Origin of the sequence: Nocardia caishijiensis NBRC 108228, assembly GCF_001612825.1 — a bacterium.
GTDB classification, from domain to species: domain Bacteria; phylum Actinomycetota; class Actinomycetes; order Mycobacteriales; family Mycobacteriaceae; genus Nocardia; species Nocardia caishijiensis.
The window spans coordinates 13,912-37,624 of record NZ_BDBE01000044.1 but is presented as its reverse complement, the minus strand read 5'-3'; the positions used below and the strand labels follow the sequence as shown (position 1 = coordinate 37,624).

Sequence of the window (23,713 nt, the reverse complement as noted above, 5' to 3'; positions counted from 1 at the left end):
CTACGCCGCTTTGCGGCGGACCCTCCTCGAGGTCGGGTCGTGTGGGGCTGGGGATGCGGTAGGTGACAGAACTAAGGGCTTCGGTGCGGATGGGATGGCCCTAGGATCGGGTTCATGCCGGTATCTCTGACTGCGGCCACGGCCAGTGGATTGTGTGCGTTCGTCGATGCTTCGCCGTCGCCTTTTCATGTGTGTGCGACGGTCGCGGCGGAATTGGACGCCAATGGTTTCACGCCGTTGACGGAGGCGCGGTCCTGGGACGACGCGGGTGGGAAGCACTATGTGGTTCGGGGGGGTTCGCTGATCGCGTGGGCCGACTACGACGCGGCGCCCGCCGACCCGTTCCGGGTGGTCGGGGCGCATACCGACAGTCCCAATCTGCGGGTGAAGCAGCACCCCGACCTGGCCGCGGCTGGCTGGCAGCTGGTTGGGTTGGAGCCGTACGGCGGGGCCTGGCTCAATTCGTGGCTCGACCGGGAGTTGGGGATCTCGGGGCGACTCAGTGTGCGCGACGGTGCGCGGATGCGCGACGTCCTGGTGCGCGTCGACGAACCGATCCTGCGGGTGCCGCAGCTGGCGATCCACCTGTCCGAGGACCGGCGCGGGGTGACGCTGGACCCGCAACGGCACGTGAACGCCATCTGGGGGGTCGGCGATGCGCCCGACTCCTTCCTGGATTTCGTGGCCGAGCGGGCGGGGGTCGACGGTGCCTCGGTGCTCGGGTGGGAACTGATGACCCACGATCTCGCGCCGAGCGCGATCGTCGGCCGTGACCGCGACCTGGTGAGCGCCCCGCGCCTGGACAACCAGGGCACCTGCTACGCCGGGTTGCAGGCGTTCCTCGCCGCGGCCGACGACCCCGGCGCCGCGACGGCGGTGCTGGTGATGTTCGACCACGAGGAAGTGGGCAGCCAGTCCGACCGGGGAGCCCAATCGGACCTGCTGCCCGCGGTGCTCGAGCGGATCGTGCTCGCCAGGGGCGGTGGTCGCGCGGATTACCTCGCCGCCCTCGCCGGTTCGGTGGTCGCCTCCGGTGACATGGCCCATGCCACGCACCCGAACTACCCGGAACGGCACGAACCCGCGCATCGGATCGAGGTCGGCGGCGGGCCGGTGCTCAAGGTCAACCAGAACCTGCGCTACGCCACCGACGCCGCCGGTGCGGGGGCGTTCGCGCTGGCGTGTGCCGAGGCCGAGGTGCCGTTGCAGCGGTATGTGCACCGCGCCGACCTGCCGTGCGGCTCGACCATCGGCCCGATGACGGCGGCCCGCACCGGCATCCCAACCGTCGACGTGGGCGCACCGCAGCTGGCCATGCACTCCTGCCGCGAACTGATGGGCGCCGCCGACATCCCGGCCTACGCCTCGGCGCTCGCCGCCTTCCTCACCCCCACGCCCCTGGACTGAGGACGATAGGTCGCGACCGCGTACCCCAGGACCGCGAAAGTGGCCCACACGTAGGTGCTTCCGATGATCTGCTGCCACCACGCCCAGTCCAGCTCGTGATCGCGGTTGTGCGGCAGCAGCCATTGCGGGCCGACGATGAACACCACGGTGAACACCGCGACCAGCGTCGTGAACGCCCGCGAACGCCTGCGCACCGCCAGGTCGACGGCGACGACCAGCGCCAACGCCACCCACACCCAGTGATGCGACCACGACACGGGGGAGACGAGCAGGATCGCGGCGGCGTTCACCAGCAGCGCCGCCACGTCACGGCCCGCCTCGATGAGCCGGTACATCCACACCGCCGCCAGGGTGATCGTCAACGCCGACAACAGAACCCAGAGTGTGGTGGCCACCGAGGCGTCGATGCCGAGCCGGTACAGGGTGCCCTTGATCGACTGGTTCCCGGCGAAATACGGCGTGCCGATGCGGCCGGTGTCGGTGACGGTGTGGAACCAGTATTCGACCGAGTCCTTCGGGAAGAGCAGGAAGCCGACGCCGATGGCGCCCGCGGCCGAAACCACCAGTGTGGCCGCGGCCTTCCAGTCCCGGCGAAGCAGGAAGTACAGCAGGTAACCGGCCGGGATCAGTTTGATCGACACCGCGACGCCGATCAGCATGCCGCGCGGCCAGAACGGTTTGCGCACCAAGACGTCGACGGTGACCGCGGCCATCAGGATCAGATTGATCTGCCCGAAATTGACCGTCTGCCGCACCGGCTCCAGGAACTGCGCCAAGCCGAGACCGCCGATCACCACGGCGAGCACCGTGATCCGGTCGAACTCGGGCCGCACCCGGATCAGCACCAGCCACAGCGCGATCGCCAGGCTCAGCAACGAGGTGGTGAGCACCAGCACCTCGGCCGCGACCAGCGGCAGCAGGGCGAGCGGCACGAAGAACAACGCGGCCAGCGGGGGATAGGTGAAGGGCAGCCCGAGCCCGCGCACCGGCGGCATCGGTCCGTAGAGGTCGCCGCCGTCGAGCCAGACCCGGGCACCGGTGCGGTAGACCTGCAGGTCGATGAAGCCGGTCCACCAGTTCGCGACGAACGCGATCACACCGGAGACCACGAACAGCGCGATCGCCGCGGCCAGCAGCCGACGTTGCCGCGAGTTCTGTTCCGCATCTCGGGCGCCCGACCCCTCGGGCGCGGAGAACGGCGGCTCCACCTGCTCGGCAACCCCCGGACTTTCGTTCACGGCGCCAGCGTAACGGGTGCTCACCGCGCCGAACCGCAAGTGTGATGAGACCGGATCCGCGCACCGTCGGCGGGCGGGGAGTACAGGCGGCGGGCGGCAACCGTGCTACCGATAGACTCGGAGCCAAGTTCCCCCGGCCGAAAGGACCCTGGTCTCCCGTGACACTGCAGGTCGACACCGTCGCCACCGCCGCAGCCACCCCGGATGCTCCGCAGCCGTACAAGGAACTCGGTCTCAAAGACGACGAGTACGCCCGCATCAAGGAGATTCTCGGCCGTCGCCCCACCGACGCCGAGCTGGCCATGTACTCGGTGATGTGGAGCGAGCACTGCTCCTACAAGTCCTCGAAGGTGCACCTGCGCTACTTCGGTGAGACCACCACCGACGAGATGAAGGCCTCGATGCTGGCCGGTATCGGCGAGAACGCCGGTGTGGTCGACATCGGCGACGGCTGGGCTGTCACCTTCAAGGTCGAAAGCCACAACCACCCGTCCTACGTGGAGCCGTACCAGGGTGCGGCCACCGGTGTCGGCGGCATCGTGCGCGACATCATGGCGATGGGCGCGCGCCCGATCGCGGTGATGGACCAGCTGCGCTTCGGCGCGGCGGATGCCCCCGACACTCGTCGCGTGGTCGACGGTGTGGTGCGTGGCGTCGGCGGTTACGGCAACTCCCTCGGTCTGCCGAATGTCGGCGGCGAGACGGTGTTCGACGCCTCCTACCAGGGCAACCCGCTCGTGAACGCGCTCTGCGCCGGTGCGATGCGGGTGGAAGACCTGCACCTCGCCTTCGCCTCGGGCGCGGGCAACAAGATCATCCTGTTCGGCGCGCGCACCGGCCTCGACGGCATCGGTGGCGTCTCCGTGCTCGCCTCCGACAGTTTCTCCGGCGACGAGTCGGGCACCGGCCGCAAGAAGCTGCCCGCCGTGCAGGTGGGCGACCCGTTCACCGAGAAGGTGCTCATCGAGTGCTGTCTCGACCTGTACAAGGCCGGGCTCGTGGTCGGCATCCAGGACCTCGGCGGCGCCGGACTGTCCTGTGCCACCTCCGAACTCGCCGCGGCGGGCGACGGCGGCATGCACATCGATCTGACCAAGGTCCCGCTGCGCGCCGCGCACATGACCCCCGCCGAGATCCTGTCGAGCGAATCGCAGGAGCGCATGTGCGCGGTGGTCACCCCCGAGAACGTCGACGCGTTCATGGCGGTGTGCAAGAAGTGGGACGTGCTGGCCACCGTGATCGGTGAGGTCACCGACGGCGATCACCTGGTCATCAGCTGGCACGGCGAGACCGTTGTCGACGTGCCGCCGCGCACCGTCGCCCACGAGGGCCCGGTGTACGAGCGCCCGGTGCGGCGTCCCGACACCCAGGACGCGCTGATCGCCGACACCACCGCGAACCTGACCCGGCCCAAGACCGCCGACGAGCTGCGCGAAACCCTGCTGACGCTGCTGGCCAGCCCGCAGCTGTGCAGCCGCAAGTGGATCACCGAGCAGTACGACCGCTACGTGCGCGGCAACACCGTGCTCGCCGAGCACGCCGACGCGGGCGTGGTGCGTATCGATGAGACCTCCGGTCGCGGTATCGCCCTGGCCACCGACGCCTCGGGCCGCTACACCAAGCTCGACCCGTACACCGGCGCGCAGCTGGCGCTGGCCGAGGCCTACCGCAATGTGGCGACCACCGGCGCCACCCCGAAGGCCGTCACCAACTGCCTGAACTTCGGTTCGCCGGAGGACCCGGGCGTGATGTGGCAGTTCCAGCAGGCCGTGCGCGGTCTCGCGGACGGCTGCGCGGCGCTCGGCATTCCGGTCACCGGCGGCAACGTGAGCTTCTACAACCAGACCGGCAAGGACGCCATCCTGCCCACCCCGGTGGTCGGCGTGCTCGGCGTGATCGACGACGTGCACCGCCGCATCCCCACCGGCCTCGGCCTCGAGCCGGGCGAATCGCTCATCCTGCTCGGCGAGACGCACGACGAACTCGACGGTTCCATCTGGTCGCAGGTGGTCCACGACCACCTCGGCGGTGTGCCCCCGAAGGTCGACCTGGCCAGGGAGAAGCTGCTGTCGGAGGTGCTCGTCTCCGGCTCGCGCGACGGCATGATCTCGGCCGCCCACGACCTGTCCGAGGGCGGTCTCGCGCAGACCGTCGTCGAGGCCGCGCTGGCCGGTGAGACCGGTTGCCGCATCGTGCTTCCCGAGGGCAGCGACCCGTTCGTGCAGCTGTTCTCCGAGTCGGCCGGACGCGTGCTCGTCGCGGTGCCGCGTTCGGAGGAGACCCGGTTCACCAAGATGTGCGACGCGCGTCAGCTGCCGTGGGTGCGGATCGGCGTGGTCGACCAGGGTTCGGACTCGGTCGAGGTGCAGGGCCAGTTCTCGGTGACACTCGAGGAATTGCGCGAGGTGTTCGAGGGCACGCTGCCTAAGCTGTTCGGAGCGCACACCTAGCAGGAGGAGCCGGGCTTTGACCACATCGGAGACGAGCCCGGCACCCACCGGCGCCACCACCGCACCGGCCGACAACGCGCTGCTGCGCGGGGTGCACCTGGTGGAACGGTTCTTCCACCCGAACTACACCGGGCTGGTCGTGGCGACCGTGCTGTTCGCCTGGTCGATGACGCCCTCGCTGCTGCCGCGCGACTGGTTCTTCCAGGGCCTCATCAGCGGGATCAACGCCACCATCGGCTACGGGCTCGGCTGCCTGCTCGCCTGGGCGTGGCGTCGCTGGGTGGTACCGAAGGTCACGGTGCCCGCTCGGTTCGCGCGCCTGTGGGCCGAGCGCCCGCCGTGGACCCTGCTCGCCGTGCGGATCGTGATCGTGGTGATCGCGGTGATCGTCGCGGTGCTGATGACCATGCAGTCCGCGCGCTGGCAGCGCGAGATCACCGACCTGATGGGCATGGAATCGGTCTCGGATTCGGGGTATCTGCGGACCGCGCTGCTCGGTGTCGCCGTGGTCGGCGTGCTCATCTGGGTCGCGCGGCTGATCGCCCGCGCGGTGCGGGCGGTGTCGAACGCCCTCAACACCTGGGTGCGGATTCCCGCCTCGTTCGCGCGGCCGCTCGGGGTGGTCGTCGTCGCCGTGGTCGCGGTGCTGCTGTTCAACGGTGTGCTCGCGAAAACCTTTTTCGCCGTGGCCAACTCGGCGTTCAGCGCGCGTAACAGCCACACCTCACCGCATGCGGTGCAGCCGGTGCTGCCCGAACGGTCCGGCAGCCCCGAATCGTTGGCGAAGTGGGAGACGCTCGGCTCGGAAGGGCGCTGGTTCGTCGCGAACGCGCCGACCGCGCTGGCCATCGGACAGGTCACCGGCAAGCCCGCCCGGGAACCGATCCGGGTGTACACCGGACTGGAGTCGGCCGACGGATTCGAGGCGCAGACCGATCTCGCGGTGGCCGAACTCGACCGGACCAAGGCCTTCGAACGGGAAGTCCTCGTGGTCGTCACCACCACCGGGACCGGCTGGGTCGACTCGACCAGTGCCGAGTCGGTCGAGTTGATGTTCAACGGCGACACCGCGCTGGTCGCCACCCAGTACTCGTATCTGCCGAGTGCGCTGTCGTTCCTGTCCGACCGGGACAAGTCGATGAGTATGGGCCGCATGCTGTTCGACAAGGTGCACGAGCGGTGGTCGGCGCTGCCGCCCGAAACCCGGCCCAAGCTGCTGGTGTACGGCGAGAGTCTCGGCTCGCAGGGTTCGGAGGGCGCGTTCTCGGGGCTGGCCGACATCCGTAACCGCACCGACGGGGTGCTGTGGGTCGGGCCGCCCAATTCGAACCGACTGTGGTCGGAGTTCGTGGCTCGGCGCGACCCCGGCACCGAGGAGATCAGCCCGATCTTCGCCGACGGGCTCTCGGTGCGGTTCGCGATGACGAAGGACGACCTGGCCCGCCCGTCGGAGAACTGGACCGAGCCGCGCATCGTGTATCTGCAGCACGCGTCCGACCCAGTGGTGTGGTGGTCGCCGGATCTGCTGTTCAGTCAACCGGATTGGCTCGGGGAGAAGCGCGGACCCGATGTGTCACCGGCGATGTCGTGGTATCCCATCGTCACGTTCTGGCAGGTGGCGGCGGATCTGCCACGGGCGCAATCGGTATCGAACGGGCACGGCCACAACTACGGCAACCTGGTGCCCGACGCGTGGGCCGCGGTGGCCCGACCGCCGGATTACACACCGGAATTGGCGCAGCGGATCCGCCTGTTCCTCGAAGAATCCGCTGCCACCGAGCATCAGCTGAAGTAGCCGAACCCCTCGATCGGCTACGTCACGCTAGGACACCGATTTGAACGGATTGTGTTCGGCGATCAGCTGTTCGATGCGCGCCTCGTCCAGTCGGCTCATCACGGTCTGGGTCTCCTGCTGGTCACGCACCACCTTGGCGAGGGTGAAGCAGCTCGTCACCAGGAACAGGCCCGACATGGCGAGGAAGGCGCGCTGCCAGCCGTCCAGCGGCAGGTAGGCGATGCCCGCGCCGGTGCCGAACAGGCTGACGGCGAAGGCGATGGCGGCCTGGGCCATGTAGGCCGTGGTGTTCTTCGGCTTGGCATTGGGTGTACTCATGGAACAAGCATGGGCGGCGCGGGATTCGCGCGGGCGCGTGAAACTACTCGAGGCCGATGGGTAGTTGCCGACAGTGACCGACCCGCCACTCACAACGACCACCCCGGCGCGGCCCGCCAGCCATACTTGACCGGTGTCTGCGACCGGGTCGGCCCTCGTCACGCTGCGTACGCGCGGCAAGCGGGTGGTGCGCCGCGTCGAGGACATCGTCGACCTGAACTATCCCGGCCTCGTGGTCGCCACCCTGTTCTTCGCGTTGTCGGTGACGCCGTCGCTGGTGCCGCGCGACTGGTTGTTCCAGGGTCTCATCAGTGGGATCAACGCTGCCATCGGATACGGGCTCGGTTGCGTGCTGGAGTGGGCGTTGCGGCGGTGGGTGCGGCCGAGGATCCCGCTGGCCGGGCCGCCGGACCGGGTGCGGTACGCCGTCAAGGCCGCGGTGCTGGTGGCGTGCGCGATCGTGGCGGCGGGGATGCTCGTGCAGTCGGCGCGCTGGCAGCGCGAGATCACCTCGCTGATGGGCATGGAGGGCACGACCACTCCCGCGTATCTGCGGACCGGGCTGCTCAGTGTCGCCGTCGGGGTGGCGGTGGCCGCGGTGTACCGGACCGTGCGCGAGCTGATCCTCGTGCTGGCCCGCCAGCTCAACCAGTGGGTGCGGGTGCCACGCGAATTGGCGCCGTCCGCCGGGGCATTGGTGCTGGTGGTGTTCGCGGTGACGCTGTTCAACGGTGTCGCGTCGCGGGCGTTCTTCGCGGTGGCCAACTCCGCGTTCAGCGTGCGCAACGACCGGACGACCGAGCACGCGGTGCGACCCGTCGCACCCGAGAAGTCCGGGAGCCCGGCCTCGCTCGCGCCGTGGGAGACGCTCGGTTTCGAAGGACGATGGTTCGTCGCCAACGGTCCCGATGCCACCGAGATCACCGAGGTGACGGGAAAGCCCGCGCGCGAACCGATTCGGGCCTACGTGGGGCTCGAGTCGGTGCGCGGGGAGCAGACGGCGGCCGAGTTGGCGGTCGCCGAACTCGAACGAACCAAGGCTTTCGAGCGGGCCGCGATGGTGGTGGTGACGACCACCGGGACCGGGTGGGTGAACGGGATGGCGGCCAGTTCTCTCGAATATCTGTACGGGGGTGACACCTCGATCGTGGCCACCCAGTACTCGTATCTGCCAAGCGTGCTGTCGTTCCTGTCGGACCGGGAGAAGGCCGCGGCGGCGAGCCGGGAGCTGTTCGACGCCGTGTACCGGCGGTGGTCCGCGCAGCCGGAAGGCTTGCGGCCCAAGCTCTTCGTCTACGGGGAGAGTCTGGGATCGCAGGGTTCGGAAGAGGCGTTCGACGGGTTGGCCGAGCTGCGGGAGAAGGTCGACGGGGCGCTGTGGGTCGGGCCACCGAACTCCAATCGTTTGTGGCGGCAGTTCGTGGCCAGGCGCGATCCGGGGTCGCGGGAGGTGGCGCCGGTGTATGCGGATGGTCTCGTCGTCCGCTTCGCCGACGACGCGACAGATTTCGACTCACCCGAGGTATGGCGTGAGCCGCGCATCGCCTACCTTCAGCATCCGTCCGACCCGATCGTGTGGTGGTCGGCGGACCTGATCTTCACCCGGCCCGACTGGTTGCGCGAACCACGTGGTGACGATGTGTCCACACAGATGCGGTGGGCGCCGTTCGTGACGTTCTGGCAGGTCACTGCCGATCTCACGAACGCACAAGGGGTTTCGGATGGGCACGGTCATCGGTACGGGAGTCTCGTGCTCGACGGTTGGCTGGCGGTGACCGGGCTGTCGGTCAACCCGGATGTGATCGAGAAGGCCAGGGCGGCAGTCGAATCCGCCGAGAAGCTGGAGCGGGAGGTGAAGTGAGGGCCGAAGCGAGCGTGGTCGGTGCCGAGCGGGAAGCGGGCGCCGGGATCTGTGTGGGAGCGTCCTGGGGCGGGCGGTGCCGGTAAGAGGCGGTCCCGGGGGAGTGAGAGCTGGGTTGGTTGGCGCGTTCGTGCGTCGGCGAGCACCCGCGGGGCGCACTCGGGTGCGCCGGGTGGTCGAAGTTGGTGCGGCGCTGTTTATACCGCCGGTGTGGAACACCTGGGTGCTGCCTGCCCTCGGCCTGCCTTTGCGCGGTCGATCGGTGGCCAACGTACTGTTCGCGGGAGCGTACACCGGGGTGTTCCGTGGTCGGCCGAACTGGTTGTCCGCCAGTGGTTTACGGTGGGGTCTTGGTGGTTCGGCGATAGTTCTCGCGGGTTACGGTGTGGTGCTGGCAGTTCCGGCGCTGCGCAAGCTGCCCGCCGAAGTCGCGGTGCGCGTCCCCGAAACCTCCACCCTCGAATGGATCGCCGTCCACATCCCCGTCGGCACGGTGCTCGCCGAGGAAGCCGTCTTCCGCGCCACCCTCGACGCCCTCCTCACCGCCAACTCCTGCCCACCGGCACTCGGCGCCGTCGACTTCGCCCTCTGGCACATCCACCCCGCCCGCACCGAGGGTGACTCGGTGCCCGTCACCCTCGCCGCCACCACGATCGCCGGACTGATCTTCAGCGCCCTGCGCCGCCGCGCCGACAGCGCCACCGCCCCAGCGCTCCTGCACCTCGCCGTCAACGCGGGCGGCGCGCTACTGCCCGCCCTGGCCACCTACCTCGGAAGCCGTCGGCCGCGCCCTGTGTGACATTTGGGTCCTGCGTCTGCTGTCGGTGGTGGTCGGTAGCGTGGCGCGTTATGGCTGGTCGGAATGTGGTCGATCCCGCTCAGGTGCGGGCAGCGGTGTTGGCGGTGGCGGAGTGGTTGGGGGACGAGGGGGTGCCCGGGCCCGGGCGGGCGGAGTTGGGGGCGGCGGTGCGGGGGACGGCGCGGGCGTTGGCGGCTAGTGCGCCGGGACATTCGGTTGAGGTGCGGGTGCCGCCGTTCGTCGCGGTGCAGTGCGTCGAGGGGCCTCGGCATACCAGGGGGAATCCGCCGAATGTGGTGGAGACCGATGCGCGGACGTGGTTGCTGCTGGCCACCGGGCTGCTGGACTTCGATGCCGCCGTGGCCTCGGGCGCGGTCTCCGCTTCCGGGAGCAGAGCGGCGGAGATCGCGGGGTGGCTGCCGATCGTGCCGCTGCCGTCGCCGCGCTGAGCCGAGGACTTCGCCACCCTCGGCGACAGCGATGCGCCCGACTTGTTCGAGAGCGTGCTCAGGCGGTGAGCTTCTTGCGGTGCAGGCCCTTGTAGTCGTAGTAGCGGGTGATGATCGTGCCCGCGACGACGGCGATCGCGATGCCGAGCAGCGCCATCCAGATGCCCCGATCGAGCCCGGCCGAGTAGTTCGCCTCGAAGTACAGGATCGAGCGGACACCGAGGAAGACCTGGTGCATCGGTTCGAACTCGGCCAACCAGGCCAGCGACGTCGGCGTCGCCTCGATGGGCACCGTGCCGCCCGACGACGGCAGGCCGAGGATGACGAACAGCACCAGATTCACCAGCAGACCCGCCGTGCCGAGCGCGGCCAACGTCATCAGCGCCGTCCAGCCGACCGCGACCATGGCGAGCACCGAGTACAGGTACAGGGCGAGCGGTTTGTCGACCGGCATCCCGACCAGCTTCGCCGCCAGCAGGAAGATCGCCGACACCACCACCGCGACCACCGTCGACACACCCCATTTGATGAGCAGGGTGTGGAACCGGGAGATCGACGACGTCGGATAGTGCACGTACCAGGGCCCGTACTCGGTCGGTACGAAACCGAACTGCGCGTCGACCATGGTGTGGATGACCATCGCCCCGACCATCCCCGCCAGCAGCAGGAGCAGCGCGTAGAAGAAGGCCGTCAGGCCCTGGCCACTGCCGGGGGGCAGCGGCCGGTACTCCTGGTCGACGATGTCGACGGGGCTCTCGAGACTCAGCATCGCCGCACCGGAGATTTCCGGCGCGGGCGCTCCCTCGGGCGTCTTGGCGAGGGTGGCCCGCACCTGATCGACCAATTGGACGCCGACCTGCTTGTCGACCTCGGTCAGCGCCTGCTCACCGATCCGCTGCACGATGGCGTCACCGTAGGCGCCCATGCGCGGGTTGGTCTGCAGGGTGATGATCGGTTTTTCCATCTCGCCGGGCACGATCGAGCCCGCGCCGAGAATGCCCAGACGTTTGCTGAAGTCGCCGGGGATGATGATCGCGCCGTACACCTGGCCGGTGCGCAGCAACTGCTCGGACTCCGGTTTGCCGACCACCCGCAGGTCGATCTTGTCGGCGGGCACGTTCGCGACGAGCGCGTCGGTGACCTGTTTGCCGAAGTCGACGCGGCGCTGCTGACCACCGGTGTCGAGGACATCGCCGACATCGAGGTTCACCAGCGCGACCGGGAAATCGTGCAGATTCTTCTCCGGATCGGCCACATAACCCAGGTACATCACGCCGAGCAGACCGGTGAGCACGGCGAGCACCAGTGTCGGGGCGAACACAATCTTGGCCCAGTGACGCCGCGGGCGCGTCGATGTGTCGAACATCGCTCCACGGGCGGACGTCTTGCGGGAATCACTCGGCGTCGACCTGGCGTTTTCACTGTTCGAACGCGATTCACCGGCTGCAACGTCTGCACTGTCGTCCGTCGTCACAACCGGCACGGTAACAGCTCCACGCGGCCGATCAGCGCGTTCCGCGCGGAGATTGCTGCCGGGATGCGAGCACCCGTGGTACGCACCGGCAATTCACCCGTAGACTGACGGGTGCCCCCAGCCCGCCCGAACAGGGAGCAAACGGTGACCGACGCCGATCCGACGATCGACAGAACATCCGCCATTTCCGACGAGCCCGAGAACGAGCCTCGCGAGGAGTGTGGCGTCTTCGGCGTCTGGGCTCCCGACGAGGACGTCGCCAAACTCACCTATTACGGCCTGTACGCGTTGCAGCACCGCGGTCAGGAGGCGGCCGGTATCGCGGTCTCCGACGGCTCCCAGATCCTGGTTTTCAAGGATCTCGGTCTGGTGTCCCAGGTCTTCGACGAGCAGACCCTCGGTGCGATGCCCGGCCATATCGCCGTCGGCCATTGCCGCTACTCCACCACCGGTGGGGTCACCTGGGAGAACGCGCAGCCCATCTTCCGCACCACCGCCGTCGGCTCCGGCCTGGCCCTCGGCCACAACGGCAACCTGGTGAACACCGCCGAATTGGCCGGTCGCGCACGCGAGCTCGGCCTGATCGGTGCGGGTGTGGTCAACGGCCGCCCGCAGATGACCGGTGCCACCTCCGATTCCGACATCGTCACCGCGCTGCTCGCGCACGCCTCGGCGGATTCGAGCATCGAGCAGGCCGCGATGGAACTGCTGCCGCAACTGCGCGGCGCGTTCTGCCTGACCTTCATGGACGAGCACACCCTCTACGCCGCCCGCGACCCGCACGGCGTGCGGCCGCTGGTGCTCGGCCGCCTCGATCGCGGCTGGGTGGTCGCCTCGGAGACCGCCGCGCTCGACATCGTCGGCGCCGCCTTCGTGCGTGAGATCGAACCGGGCGAGCTGCTGGCCATCGACTCCGACGGTGTGCGTTCGCTGCGCTTCGCCAACCCCGAACCCAAGGGGTGCGTCTTCGAATACGTGTACCTCGCGCGTCCCGATACGACCATCGCCGGTCGTTCGGTGCACTCCACCCGCGTGGAGATCGGCCGCAAGCTGGCCAAGGAGAATCCGGTCGAGGCCGACCTGGTGATCCCGGTGCCCGAGTCGGGGACGCCCGCCGCGGTCGGGTACGCGCAGGGTTCCGGCATTCCGTACGGCCAGGGCCTGATGAAGAACGCCTATGTCGGCCGCACCTTCATCCAGCCGAGCCAGACCATCCGCCAGCTCGGTATCCGACTCAAGCTCAACCCGTTGCGCGAGGTGATCCGCGGCAAGCGGCTCATCGTCGTCGACGACTCCATCGTGCGCGGCAACACCCAGCGCGCCCTGATCCGGATGCTGCGCGAGGCCGGTGCGCTCGAGATCCACGTGCGCATCGCGTCGCCGCCGGTGAAGTGGCCGTGCTTCTACGGCATCGACTTCGCCTCCCGTGCGGAGCTCATCGCCAACGGCGCGGGCGGCTCCGACGACAGCTACGAGGCCATGGTCGAGAACGTGCGCCGCTCCATCGGCGCCGACTCGCTTGGCTACATCTCCACCGAGGGCATGATCGCGGCCACCGAGCAGCCCGCTTCCCGGCTGTGCACCGCGTGCTTCACCGGCGAGTACCCGATCGAGCTGCCGCAGGAGGCCGCCATCGGCAAGAACGTGCTCGAGGGGATGCTCTCGGGGCAGTCCGAGGCCGCGTTGCTCGGCGGCAACGTGAACGTCGACGCGCTCAGCCGCCCGTAATCCGTCGCATCAGGGGCCGGTCAGGATAAACCTGACCGGCCCCTTTTGTGTTGTGTACCTACAATTTTCCGGCCTATCCGAATTACGTAAGATTTGTTCATAACCTCCGCGTAATTTTTCGCTCGATTTGAAACTGGGCGGTAATGGTTCGCCTGTACGGTCCCTCGTTATATCGCTAGCTCACCGCGTCGTCGCCGCTCCCGTGATCCGGGTGCGGCGACATCGCGGCGTTCGAGAATGGGACCTGATGTTGAACAGTGCAAAGAGCGCTCGCAAGAATCGCGCGAAACAAGCTGCCGCAGTGGGTGTTGCGGCTGTTGTGGCCGCCTCGCTCGCGGCCTGCGGGTCGGGACGCACCGATGAGGCAGGGTCCGGCGCGGGGCTGGTCGTCGGCACCACGGACAAGATCTTCTCCCTCGACCCGGCCGCGGCCTACGACAACGGTTCGCTGCTCGTCGAGAACCAGATCTATTCGTATCTGCTGAACTTCGCACCCGGTGATACCACGCCGAAGCCGGATGCGGCGGAGAAATGCGAATTCAGCGGTCCGACGGTGTATACCTGCAAGATCAAATCCGGGCTGAAATTCGCCAACGGTAATCCGTTGACCGCCAAGAGCGTCAAGTTCTCGTTCGATCGCATGGTCGCGATCAACGACCCGCACGGTCCCGCCTCACTGCTCGGTAATCTCGAAAAGACCGATGTGGTGGACGATCTCACGGTCGCCTTCACCTTGAAGGTCGCCAACGATCAGACCTTCCCGACCATCCTGCCCACCCAGGCCGGGCCGATCGTCGACGAGAAGGTGTTCCCGGCCGACAAGGTCGCCACCGACGAGGAAGTCGTTGCCGCCAAGGGCTACTCGGGTCCGTACACCATCAGCAGCTACGACAAGAACAAGCTGGTCGAGTACAAGGCCAACCCCGACTACAACGGCATTCTCGGCACGCCGAAGAACGACTCGGTGTCGACCAAGTACTACGCCACCTCCGACAACCTCAAGCTCGACCTGCAGAACGGCGCCATCGACGTCGGCTACCGCTCCTTCACCCCGACCGACATCGACAGCCTGCGGGCCGATTCCAAGGTGAAGGTCACCGACGGGCCCGGCGGCGAACTGCGCTACATCGTGTTCAACATGAACACCATGCCGGGCAACACCCCGGAGCAGAAGCTGGCGGTGCGCAAGGCGATGGCGTCCTCGGTGGACCGCGAGGCGCTGGCCACCGGTGTGTACAAGGGGACCTACCAGCCCGCCTTCGGTTATGTGCCCCAGGGGATGACCGGTGCCGCCGAACCGTTGAAGGACCTCTACGGCGCCAAGCCCGACAAGGCCAAGGCCGCGAAGTTCCTGGCCGACGCGGGTGTGGCCACCCCGGTGACGCTGAACCTGCAGTACAACCCCGACCACTACGGCTCCAGCTCCTCGGAGGAGTACGCGGCGGTCAAGTCCCAGCTCGAGGCGTCGGGCCTGTTCAAGGTGAACCTGCAGTCCACCGAATGGGTCACCTACCAGAAGGAACGTGCCTCCGACGGCTACCCGATGTACCAGTTCGGCTGGTTCCCGGACTTCCCGGACGCCGACAACTACCTCACCCCGTTCTTCGGCCCGAACAACTTCTTGCAGTCGCACTTCGAGAACCCCGGCATCAACGCCCAGCTCACCGCCGAGGCCACCGAGTCCGACCCGGTCAAGCGTGCGGAACTGATCAAGAAGATCCAGGCCGACCTGGCCCAGAACCACCTGCCGACGCTGCCGCTGCTCTCGGGCAAGCAGGTCGCGGTGTCCAAGCCGGGTGTGACCGGTGTGGACGAAACCCTCGACGGCTCCTTCAAGTTCCGGTTCACGGTACTGAGCAAGTGAGTGACGTTCCCGTCGCGCCCGGATCACCGGTCCGGGCGCGACGTTTCGGGTGGATGCGCGGCGGGGGTTCCCGCCAGGTGGCTTTGCTGCGGTACCTGCTGATCCGGCTCCTGCTGATCGTGCCGACCGCGTGGTTGCTGGTGACAGTGGTGTTCTTCCTGATGCGGGTGATCGGTGACCCCATCAGCGCGGCCATGGGTGGTCGGCTGACTCAGGAACAGATCGAGGAACGCAAGGACGCGGCCGGGTTGAACCGGCCGATCCTGACCCAGTACTGGGAGTACATCACCGGGTTCCTGCGCGGTGACTTCGGGCGCACCCAGGACAACGAGGCCATCGCCGATGTGGTCGTCACCTACGGTGCGGCCACCTTCGAGCTGGTGTTCTGGGGACTGCTCGTCGCCTTCGCGGTGGGCATCCCGCTGGGCAGATACGCTGCGACACACCGGGATACGCCCGCCGACGCGGTCCTGCGTTTCTCGGCGGTGCTCGCCTACGCGGCGCCGGTGTTCTTCGTCGGCATGCTGTTGAAGCTGGTGTTCTCGGTGTGGCTCGGGTGGTTCCCGGTCGGTGGCCGGGCCAGTACGGATGTGGAGCTGGCGCTGCAACACGTGTCGCCGAAGACGAACATCCTGTTCATCGATTCGATCCTGTACGGCGAACCGTCCTATGTGCTCGACGTGCTCGAACACGCGGTGCTGCCCGCGGTGGCGCTCGGGCTGCTCACCGGCGGCATCTTCCTGCGCCTGGTCCGGGTTAACCTCATCCAGACCCTGCGCAGCGACTACGTCGAGGCGGCGCGGGCGCGCGGGTTGTCCTCGCGGGTGGTCACCGGGCGGCACGCGGTGCGCAACGCGCTCATTCCGATCATCACGGTGATGGGCATGTGCATCGCCATGATGCTCGGCGGCGCGGTACTCACCGAGACCACCTTCGAATGGAAGGGCCTGGGTTATCAGCTCGCCGAGTACCTGCGGGCGCGTGACTTCATCGCGGTGCAGGGCATCGTGGCGTTCATCGCGCTGCTCGTCGCGGTGATGAGTTTCGTGGTCGACGCCGTTGTCGCACTGATCGATCCGAGGGTGAGGTTCTGATGAGTACGGCGATCACCGAACGCAGGCGTCTGCCCGGCGCCGAGCTGTTGTCGAAAACTGCTGGGATGCAACGGGTCACGCTCATCATCGGGCTGGTGTTGGTGGTGGGGTTCGTCCTTGTCGCGGCGTTCGCGCCGTTGCTCGCACCTTACGACCTGGCCCAGAACAGTTCCGACGGTGTGGCTTTCGCCTCGCAGCAGGGGCCGTCGGCCGAGCACTGGTTCGGCACCTCGGTACGCAGCGAGGACGTGCTGTCGCGGGTGCTGTACGGTGCCCGCACCGCGCTGCTGGTCATCGCGATCGCGGTGACATTGTCGCTGCTGGTCGGGGTGCCGCTCGGATTGCTGTCCGGGTATGTGGGCCGGTGGGTCGACCGGGTGCTGGTGTTGGTGATGGACGCGATCTACGCGTTCCCGTCGCTGCTGCTGGCCATCGTCGTGTCGATCGTGATCGCGGGCGGCACGTCGAGCAGTCTGGGCGGCATGCTGTCGGCGGCGATCGCGATCACCGTTGTGTATGTGCCGCAGTACTTCCGGGTGGTGCGCAACGCGACGGTGGCGGTGAAGACGGAACCCTATGTGGACGCGGCGCGGGTGACCGGCGCGTCGACGGCGCGAATCATGTTCCGCCACATCCTGTCCAACGTCACCGGGTCGCTGCCGGTGATCGTCACCATCAACGCGGCCGACGCCATCCTCACCCTCGCCGCGCTCGGCTTCCTCGGATTCGGTATCGAACCGACCCAGGCCGCCGAATGGGGTTACGACCTGAACAAGGCGCTCAACGATGTGTCCAACGGCATCTGGTGGACCTCCATCTTCCCCGGCACGGCCATCGTGCTCGTGGTCCTCGGGATGACGCTGGTCGGGGAGAGTCTCGACGAATCGCTGAATCCGTTGCTGCGCACCAGGCGTGCGGTCACCTCGAAGGAGTCCGTCGATGAGTGAGAAGACCTCGGCGCTGGCCGTGGCCGGTCTGTCGGTCACCTTCACGACCGACGCGGGCCCGGTGCACGCGGTCCGCGACGTGTCCTACGAGGTGTTTCCCGGTGAGGTGCTCGCCATCGTCGGTGAGTCCGGGTCGGGCAAGTCGGTGAGCTCGCGCACGGCGATCGGGTTGCTGCCGCATTCGGCGTCGGTGCGTGGGCTGGTGACCATCGGCGATCGACCGGTCACCGCGATGACCGAGAAGCAACTCACCGCCCTGCGCGGCGGCGAGGTGTCGATGGTGTTCCAGGAGCCCGCCCGCGCGCTCGACCCGCTGTTCACCGTCGGGTTCCAGATCTGTGAAGCGCTGCGCGCGCACAGCGGGACGAGCCGGAAAGCGGCGCGCGCCAAGGCGGTAGAGCTGCTGCGGTCGGTCGGGTTGCCCGATCCGGAACATCGGGTCGACTACTACCCGCATCAGCTCTCGGGTGGGCAGAAGCAGCGCGTGATGATCGCCATCGCCATCTCGTGCGAACCCAAGGTGATCATCGCCGACGAGCCGACCACCGCGCTCGACGTCACCGTGCAGGCCGAGATCCTCGACCTGCTGCGGGACCTGCGCGACCGGCTCGGCAGCGCGATCGTGCTCATCACCCACAACATGGGCGTGGTCGCCGACCTCGCCGACCGAGTGGTGGTGATGCGCGCGGGTGAGGTGGTGGAACAGGCACCGGTGCACGAACTGTTCGCCAGTCCGCGGGCCGAGTACACGCGCGCGCTGCTCGACGCGGTACCGCATCTGGGGTCGGCGACGGCGCGGCCCACGCCGGACCGGACCGTGGAGCCGGTGCTCGATGTGCGCGATCTGGTCGTCACGTTCCCCGGGCCGTTCGGGCGACCGCCGTTCCGGGCCGTCGACACCGTGAGTCTGCAGATCCGGCCGGGGGAGACGCTCGGGCTGGTCGGCGAATCGGGGTCGGGCAAGTCGACCATCGGTCGGTGCGTCGCGGCGTTGCAACGGCCGACCGAGGGTCAGGTGCTGATCCGGGGGCAGGACATCGCCGACCTGTCCCAGCGCAAACTGCGCCCGATCCGGCGGCGGTTCGGGTTCGTGTTCCAGGACCCGGCGGGCTCACTGAACCCGCGCCTGACGGTCGGTGAGTGCGTGGCCGAACCGCTCGTCGTGCACGGGGTCGGCGACAAGGCGAGCATCCGCGAACGCGTCCGGCACATGCTCGACGACGTGCACCTGCCCGCCGGTACCGAGAACCGGTACCCGCACGAGTTGTCCGGTGGGCAGCGTCAGCGGGCCAGCCTCGCCCGCGCCCTCGTCCTCGACCCCGACCTGCTCGTCGCGGACGAACCGACCAGCGCCCTCGACGTGTCGGTGCAGGCGGCGGTCCTCGAGCTGTTCGCCGAACTGCAGCGCGGCTGCGGCTGGGCCTGTCTGTTCATCAGCCACGACCTCGCCGTCGTCGACCAGCTGGCCGACCGGATCATGGTGCTGCGCAACGGAACCTGCGTCGAGGAAGGCGACAACGAACAGATCCTGCGCAACCCACGCCACGAATACACCCAGCGCCTGGTCGCCGCCGTCCCCGTCCCCGACCCGGTAGAACAACGCCGCCGCCGCACCGACCTGGCGGCGGGCTGAGGTCGGCTGCCGAAGACCAGCGAGGAGCCGCACGACGGAGAGGCGGGTGGATCACTTAGAGTTGGTGTGCATCTATCCGCCGATTCGGTTTGGAGCTTTCCCCACAATGACTGAACAGACACCCAGCGGTGCAGGCGCTTCCTATGCCGCCGCGGGCGTGAGCATCGAAGCCGGTGACCGCGCCGTCGAATTGTTCGGACCATTGGCGAAGAAGGCCAGCCGACCCGAGGTGCAGGGTGGGATCGGCGGGTTTGCCGGGTTGTTCGCGCTCAAGGGCGGGTACCGGGAGCCGCTGCTCGCCGCGTCGACCGACGGGGTGGGCACCAAGATCGCCGTCGCGCAGGCGCTGGACAAGCACGACACCGTCGGGCTCGACCTGGTCGCCATGGTCGTCGACGACCTGGTGGTGTGCGGCGCCGAGCCGCTGTTCCTGCAGGACTACATCGCCATCGGCAAGGTCGTCCCGGAGAAGGTCGCCGAACTGGTCTCCGGCATCGCCGAAGGCTGCATCAAGGCGGGCTGCGCGCTGCTCGGTGGCGAAACCGCCGAACACCCTGGTCTGATGGACCCCGACGACTACGACCTGTCGGCCACCGGTGTCGGTGTGGTCGAGGCCGACTCCGTGCTCGGCCCCGACCGGGTGCGCCCGGGCGACGTCGTGATCGCCATGGGTTCGTCCGGTCTGCACTCCAACGGCTACAGCCTGGCCCGCAAGGTGCTGCTCGACATCGACCGCATGTCGCTCACCGGGTACGTCGAGGAATTCGGCCGCACCCTCGGTGAGGAACTGCTCGAGCCGACCCGCATCTACGCCAAGGACTGCCTGGCGCTGATCGCCGAAACCGATGTGCGCACCTTCTCGCACGTCACCGGCGGTGGCCTGGCCGCCAACCTGGCGCGCGTGCTGCCCGCGGGCCTGGTCGCCGAACTGGATCGCGGCACCTGGAACCCGGCGCCGGTGTTCAAGATGATCGCCCAGCGCGGCCGCGTCGAACGGCTCGAGATGGAGAAGACGTTCAACATGGGCGTCGGCATGGTCGCGATCGTCGCCCCCGAGGACGCCGATCGCGCACTGGCGGTGCTCACCGCCCGCCACATCGACTGCTGGACGCTGGGTCAGGTCAAGAAGGCCGCCGACGCCGACGCGCCGCGCGCGGTGCTGCTGGGCGACCACCCCAGGTTCTGATCACCGACGACGAAAGCCGGGCCGCCCAGCGCGGCCCGGCTTTGTCGCGTTCAGGGGTTTGCCGACCGGCCTGCACGGTTACCCGACAGACGTAGGGTCTGCCACTCGAGGAGGTCGGGGTCTCGAGCCTGGCGAACACGACGAGCGTCCTGTGGGTGCACAGGACGCTCGTTCGTGTATTCGGATGTTCGCCGTACTGCTGCGAGCCTGCGGCGCTGCGCGGAACAACGGCTGAAGGGGGAGGCCACCACGAGCCTCCCCCTTCACCGGCGTTCGGTCAGCGACGCCAGCTGTCGTAGTCGTCGTCCTCGTTGTTCCAACGGGACGGCGAATCATCTGCGTCGTGCTCGTCGGATAGCACGCCACCACTCCCTCGGGAGTGGAGCGGAGTGCTATCCGCCAGCTCGCGCTGAAGGCTCGCGAAGTCGGTCGGCGCGGAGCTGTACTTGAGCTCACGTGCGACTTTGGTCTGCTTTGCCTTAGCCCGGCCACGGCCCATGGCTGACCCCCTCGCGTCACTGCGGGGCGGCCTGGGGTTTGTTGGCGGCCCCGTTCGAATTAATACTCTTCCTGACAGACACTTTAGCGTGTGTCAGGCGGTCGCGCTCCCAGGAGTGGGTGAAGAGCTGTCGAACGGGTGTCAGAGCACTCCGGGGATCGCCCGGATCACCCCCACGCGGGCGTCGCCCCCGAGGACCGCGGTGGCCGCGAGGTCGGTGTGCTCGTCGGTCCATTCGATGCCGAGTTCGCGCAGAATCGCCAGCGTCAGGGGCATTCGGGCACGGTCGTGACCGTCATCGATCTTGTAGGCGAAGGCCCGTCCGTCGGGCAGCGCACCCGCGTGCACGCCGTCGGCACCGATCTTGCAGAACAGTCCGGGCGTGGCCGACATCGCCAGCAGATCGGGACCGTTCGTGCCGGAAATCACTCGCGGATTGCTCCGCACGGCGTCGGCGATCCGGCGTTCGTCGGTGCCGGGCTCGGCGGTGGTGAACGTCGCGAACGCGCGCGCCAGATTGATCAGCGAGACGGGGACGATCGGCAGGCCGCAACCGTCGATCCCCAGGTCGGTCTCGGGTTCGCCGGTGACGTCGGCGATGGTGGCGAGAACCGCCTGTTGCAAGGGGTGTTCGAGGTCGAGGTATCCGGTGCGCGGCCAGCCGTTGATCGCGCAGGTCGCCAGCATCGCGGCGTGTTTGCCGGAGCAGTTCATGTACAGCGGGCTGCGGCCCGCGCCGGTGATGGCGGCGGCGCGGGCGTTCTCCTCGAACGGCAGGTCGGGTGGGCAGGCGAGGTCGTCGGGGGTGTGGCCGAAGCGCTCGAGCAGGCGGGTGACCAGGGCGACGTGATCGGGCTCGCCGAAGTGGGAGGCGGTGGTGACGGCGAGTTCGTCGTCGTCGACGGGCTCGAAACCGTTGCGCAGCAGGGTGAGTGCCTGCATGGGTTTGTTCGTCGACCGAGGGAAGATCGGGCCGTGTACTTCGCCGAGCTCGACGGTTGCGGTGCCGTCGGCGTCGAGCACGACGACCGAACCCCGGTGCACGCACTCACGGAAACCCGACCGCACCACCTCGACCAGTTCGACGCTCATGCGGTGTCCCTCCGGGGTGCTCGGGCGCCCTGCGTGCTGACGCGAACTCGCGCGCTCACGCCCGGACCTCCACGGATCGTTTCCTGGTGTGCCGGTCGATCTGCATGCGGATGTCGTCGGAGATGGTCGGTTCCTCCGTGCGCAGGCGGGTGAGCAGGGCGGGGTCGGCGCCGGTGAACAGGTCGCGCACGGTGATGCCGTGGGCCGGGACGTGCACCACCCGAACCTCGTCGCCCGCGCCGATCGTGCCCTCGGTGAGCACCCGGAAGTAGGTGCCGGTGTCGGCGCGCAGCGCGAAGCGTTTCACCCACTGCTTCTCGCCGGACCACTGCTGGAAGGTCGCGCACGGGACGCGCGGTCCGCTCACCTCGAGCAGGGTGTCGCCGATCGCGAAGCGGGCACCGAACACCGCGTCGCTGAGCGGCAGACCGGTGACGCGCAGGTTCTCGCCGAACCACCCGGCGGGCAGGTCGCGGTCGAGTTCGTCGGCCCAGCGCCGGGCGTCGTCCTCGGCGTAGGCGTAGACGGCCTGGTGCACACCGCCGTGGTTGACGGTGTCGCACACGTGATCACCGTCGAGTCCGAGCGCGCGCACGCCGACCCGGCCCGCGACGGGCCGCTTGTCGATGGCGGTGCGACCCACCCGGGTGCGCACCTCGAGTTCGGCGTGCACCACGCACACGGCCTCGACGCGGCCGGTGTCCCCGGCGCGCAGCGGCGGGCGACTCATCGACCACGCAGACGGTCGACGGCGGCCCGCCCGGCTTGTACGCCCTCGTCCGAGGGAATCGAGTCGGGGTCGATGGCGGCGGCCATGCTGCCGACCACGAGTTCGGTGCCCGCCGGGACGGATCGTTTCACCAGGGCCAGGGCGATCGGGCCGAGTTCGTAGTGGTCGACGACGGTGCCGAGCCGACCGACGGTGCGCCCGCCCGCGGTGACGTCGTCACCGGTCGACGGTCGTTCGTCGGCGGAACCGTCGAGGTGGAGCAGCACCAGGTTGCGCGGTGGTTTGCCCAGGTTGTGCACGCGCGCGACGGTTTCCTGGCCGCGATAGCAGCCCTTGTTCAGGTGCACCGCGCCCTGCTCGTCGATACCGCCGATCCAGCGGGCCTCGTGCGGGATGGTCCGCTCGTCGGTGTCGACGCCGACGCGCGGACGCAGGGCGGCCACGCGCAGTGCCTCGTAGGCCCACATGCCCGCCGGGCGAGCACCGGCCGAGGTGAGGGTCGTCCACCAGGTGGAGAGGTCGGCGCGGGGCACGAGCAGGTCGAAGGAATCGCCGGGCATCCGGCGCAGGAATCCGCCGCCGGGCACCGCGACGGCCACGTACAGCCCCGGCAGCTCGCCGAGGCCGAGGGCGGGGAGCAGGGTGGCGGTCTCCGGACCGAGCAGGCTCAGGACGGCGAGATCGGCGGCCTCGGGCTTGGCATCGGCCCAGAACACCATCTTCTGCAGGAAGGCGAGCAACTCGGTGCCGCGCTCGCCCTCGGTGTCGAGCCAGACCGTGCCGTCGAGGTCGGTGAGCACGAAGTGGTGCTGCACGCGACCGTTGAGGTCCAGGTCCAGCGATTCGGCGCTGTGGCCGTCGGGCAGTGCCGCGATGTGCTGACTGGTGATGGTGTGCAACCAGCTCAAGCGCTCGGCCCCGGTGATCCGGGACACGCTGCGATGCGAGCGGTCGACGACGGCGACGCGCCGCGCGGCGGCCTTCTGCTCGCCGAACGGGTCACCGTAATGCCATGCGACCGCGGCATCCGGGGAGCCCGGCGCGCCCGCGACGGCGCCAGGGGTTTGGAGAACAGGACTGGGGGCGACGTCCACGGACACACCACCACTGTAGGCGTGTCCGCCCGCACGCGCCGAGGGTGGGCGGTCG

19 protein-coding genes are annotated in these 23,713 nt (G+C 68.4%); 12 read left to right on the top strand and 7 right to left on the bottom strand.

Annotation, left to right across the window (positions count from 1 at the left end):
- Positions 1–114 precede the first annotated feature (114 nt).
- Positions 115–1,407, top strand: coding sequence for a M18 family aminopeptidase (locus NC7_RS24755; protein WP_067987206.1), 1,293 nt, complete (start codon positions 115–117; stop codon positions 1,405–1,407).
- On the opposite strand, the gene NC7_RS24750 is transcribed toward NC7_RS24755, so the two are convergent.
- Positions 1,359–2,645, bottom strand: a complete 1,287-nt coding sequence (locus NC7_RS24750; RefSeq protein WP_236573238.1) for a glycosyltransferase 87 family protein — start codon at positions 2,643–2,645, stop codon at positions 1,359–1,361. The two genes, NC7_RS24755 and NC7_RS24750, sit on opposite strands and share 49 nt — an antisense overlap.
- Before the next feature lie 158 nt (positions 2,646–2,803).
- Between NC7_RS24750 and purL the strand changes: the two genes are divergently transcribed.
- Both purL and NC7_RS24740 read left to right on the top strand, forming a co-directional pair.
- Positions 2,804–5,095 (top strand): phosphoribosylformylglycinamidine synthase subunit PurL, encoded by a 2,292-nt coding sequence (gene purL / locus NC7_RS24745; RefSeq protein ID WP_067987203.1) that lies wholly within the window; start codon positions 2,804–2,806, stop codon positions 5,093–5,095.
- 16 nt (positions 5,096–5,111) lie between these two features.
- Positions 5,112–6,890 (top strand): alpha/beta hydrolase, encoded by a 1,779-nt coding sequence (locus NC7_RS24740; protein WP_067987200.1) that lies wholly within the window; start codon positions 5,112–5,114, stop codon positions 6,888–6,890.
- Between the two features lie 27 nt (positions 6,891–6,917).
- Here NC7_RS24740 and NC7_RS24735 read toward each other — a convergent pair whose 3' ends face one another.
- The gene (locus NC7_RS24735) at positions 6,918–7,208 is read right to left on the bottom strand and encodes a YiaA/YiaB family inner membrane protein (RefSeq protein WP_067492324.1); all 291 of its coding nucleotides are present in this window, start codon (positions 7,206–7,208) and stop codon (positions 6,918–6,920) included.
- 133 nt (positions 7,209–7,341) lie between these two features.
- Between NC7_RS24735 and NC7_RS24730 the strand changes: the two genes are divergently transcribed.
- The 3 genes from NC7_RS24730 (at position 7,342) to NC7_RS24720 (ending at position 10,317) form a co-directional block, all read left to right on the top strand.
- Positions 7,342–9,069 (top strand): alpha/beta hydrolase, encoded by a 1,728-nt coding sequence (locus NC7_RS24730; protein WP_067987197.1) that lies wholly within the window; start codon positions 7,342–7,344, stop codon positions 9,067–9,069.
- Between the two features lie 172 nt (positions 9,070–9,241).
- Positions 9,242–9,868: a type II CAAX endopeptidase family protein gene (locus NC7_RS24725; RefSeq protein WP_084458773.1), complete on the top strand. Its 627-nt coding sequence runs from the start codon at positions 9,242–9,244 to the stop codon at positions 9,866–9,868.
- A gap of 50 nt (positions 9,869–9,918) precedes the next feature.
- Positions 9,919–10,317 (top strand): sterol carrier family protein, encoded by a 399-nt coding sequence (locus NC7_RS24720; protein WP_067987195.1) that lies wholly within the window; start codon positions 9,919–9,921, stop codon positions 10,315–10,317.
- A gap of 58 nt (positions 10,318–10,375) precedes the next feature.
- On the opposite strand, the gene NC7_RS24715 is transcribed toward NC7_RS24720, so the two are convergent.
- Complete coding sequence (locus NC7_RS24715) at positions 10,376–11,683, bottom strand: YhgE/Pip domain-containing protein (protein ID WP_067987192.1); 1,308 nt, start codon at positions 11,681–11,683, stop codon at positions 10,376–10,378.
- Positions 11,684–11,935: 252 nt separating this feature from the next.
- Between NC7_RS24715 and purF the strand changes: the two genes are divergently transcribed.
- The 6 genes from purF (at position 11,936) to purM (ending at position 20,243) form a co-directional block, all read left to right on the top strand.
- Positions 11,936–13,519, top strand: a complete 1,584-nt coding sequence (gene purF, locus NC7_RS24710; RefSeq protein WP_067987190.1) for an amidophosphoribosyltransferase — start codon at positions 11,936–11,938, stop codon at positions 13,517–13,519.
- A 247-nt stretch (positions 13,520–13,766) separates the two neighbouring features.
- Complete coding sequence (locus tag NC7_RS24705; protein ID WP_084458770.1) at positions 13,767–15,383, top strand: ABC transporter substrate-binding protein; 1,617 nt, start codon at positions 13,767–13,769, stop codon at positions 15,381–15,383.
- A 53-nt stretch (positions 15,384–15,436) separates the two neighbouring features.
- Positions 15,437–16,477 carry an ABC transporter permease gene (locus NC7_RS24700; RefSeq protein WP_067987187.1) on the top strand — a complete coding sequence of 347 codons (1,041 nt, stop codon included), beginning with the start codon at positions 15,437–15,439 and terminating at the stop codon, positions 16,475–16,477.
- A complete protein-coding gene (locus tag NC7_RS24695; RefSeq protein ID WP_067987185.1) occupies positions 16,477–17,424 on the top strand; it encodes an ABC transporter permease in 948 nt (315 codons plus the stop codon). Before NC7_RS24700 ends, NC7_RS24695 begins: the two co-directional genes overlap by 1 nt.
- Entirely contained in the window at positions 17,417–19,057 is a 1,641-nt protein-coding gene (locus NC7_RS24690) for an ABC transporter ATP-binding protein (RefSeq protein ID WP_067987183.1), read from the top strand. Before NC7_RS24695 ends, NC7_RS24690 begins: the two co-directional genes overlap by 8 nt.
- Before the next feature lie 106 nt (positions 19,058–19,163).
- Positions 19,164–20,243 (top strand): phosphoribosylformylglycinamidine cyclo-ligase, encoded by a 1,080-nt coding sequence (gene purM / locus NC7_RS24685; protein ID WP_067987182.1) that lies wholly within the window; start codon positions 19,164–19,166, stop codon positions 20,241–20,243.
- Between the two features lie 277 nt (positions 20,244–20,520).
- On the opposite strand, the gene NC7_RS28715 is transcribed toward purM, so the two are convergent.
- The 4 genes from NC7_RS28715 to ygfZ all read right to left on the bottom strand — a co-directional run bounded on the left by NC7_RS28715 (position 20,521) and on the right by ygfZ (position 23,664).
- On the bottom strand, positions 20,521–20,742 hold the full coding sequence (locus NC7_RS28715; RefSeq protein ID WP_084458769.1) for a DUF3073 domain-containing protein: 222 nt from the start codon (positions 20,740–20,742) through the stop codon (positions 20,521–20,523).
- Between the two features lie 141 nt (positions 20,743–20,883).
- A complete protein-coding gene (locus NC7_RS24680; RefSeq protein ID WP_067987180.1) occupies positions 20,884–21,834 on the bottom strand; it encodes an asparaginase in 951 nt (316 codons plus the stop codon).
- Between the two features lie 55 nt (positions 21,835–21,889).
- The gene (locus NC7_RS24675) at positions 21,890–22,564 is read right to left on the bottom strand and encodes an MOSC domain-containing protein (protein WP_067987179.1); all 675 of its coding nucleotides are present in this window, start codon (positions 22,562–22,564) and stop codon (positions 21,890–21,892) included.
- The gene (gene ygfZ, locus NC7_RS24670) at positions 22,561–23,664 is read right to left on the bottom strand and encodes a CAF17-like 4Fe-4S cluster assembly/insertion protein YgfZ (protein ID WP_067987177.1); all 1,104 of its coding nucleotides are present in this window, start codon (positions 23,662–23,664) and stop codon (positions 22,561–22,563) included. Before ygfZ ends, NC7_RS24675 begins: the two co-directional genes overlap by 4 nt.
- Positions 23,665–23,713: the final 49 nt, after the last annotated feature.

What these genes read in the sequence shown, in the direction of transcription:
- NC7_RS24755 (WP_067987206.1), top strand. Translation starts at nt 115, where the DNA reads ATGCCGGTATCTCTGACTGCGGCCACGGCCAGTGGATTGTGTGCGTTC.
- NC7_RS24735 (WP_067492324.1), bottom strand. Translation starts at nt 7,208, where the DNA reads ATGAGTACACCCAATGCCAAGCCGAAGAACACCACGGCCTACATGGCC.
- NC7_RS24720 (WP_067987195.1), top strand. Translation starts at nt 9,919, where the DNA reads ATGGCTGGTCGGAATGTGGTCGATCCCGCTCAGGTGCGGGCAGCGGTG.
- NC7_RS24715 (WP_067987192.1), bottom strand. Translation starts at nt 11,683, where the DNA reads ATGTTCGACACATCGACGCGCCCGCGGCGTCACTGGGCCAAGATTGTG.
- NC7_RS24705 (WP_084458770.1), top strand. Translation starts at nt 13,767, where the DNA reads ATGTTGAACAGTGCAAAGAGCGCTCGCAAGAATCGCGCGAAACAAGCT.
- NC7_RS24700 (WP_067987187.1), top strand. Translation starts at nt 15,437, where the DNA reads ATGCGCGGCGGGGGTTCCCGCCAGGTGGCTTTGCTGCGGTACCTGCTG.
- NC7_RS24695 (WP_067987185.1), top strand. Translation starts at nt 16,477, where the DNA reads ATGAGTACGGCGATCACCGAACGCAGGCGTCTGCCCGGCGCCGAGCTG.
- NC7_RS24690 (WP_067987183.1), top strand. Translation starts at nt 17,417, where the DNA reads ATGAGTGAGAAGACCTCGGCGCTGGCCGTGGCCGGTCTGTCGGTCACC.
- purM (WP_067987182.1), top strand. Translation starts at nt 19,164, where the DNA reads ATGACTGAACAGACACCCAGCGGTGCAGGCGCTTCCTATGCCGCCGCG.
- NC7_RS28715 (WP_084458769.1), bottom strand. Translation starts at nt 20,742, where the DNA reads ATGGGCCGTGGCCGGGCTAAGGCAAAGCAGACCAAAGTCGCACGTGAG.
- NC7_RS24680 (WP_067987180.1), bottom strand. Translation starts at nt 21,834, where the DNA reads ATGAGCGTCGAACTGGTCGAGGTGGTGCGGTCGGGTTTCCGTGAGTGC.
- NC7_RS24675 (WP_067987179.1), bottom strand. Translation starts at nt 22,564, where the DNA reads ATGAGTCGCCCGCCGCTGCGCGCCGGGGACACCGGCCGCGTCGAGGCC.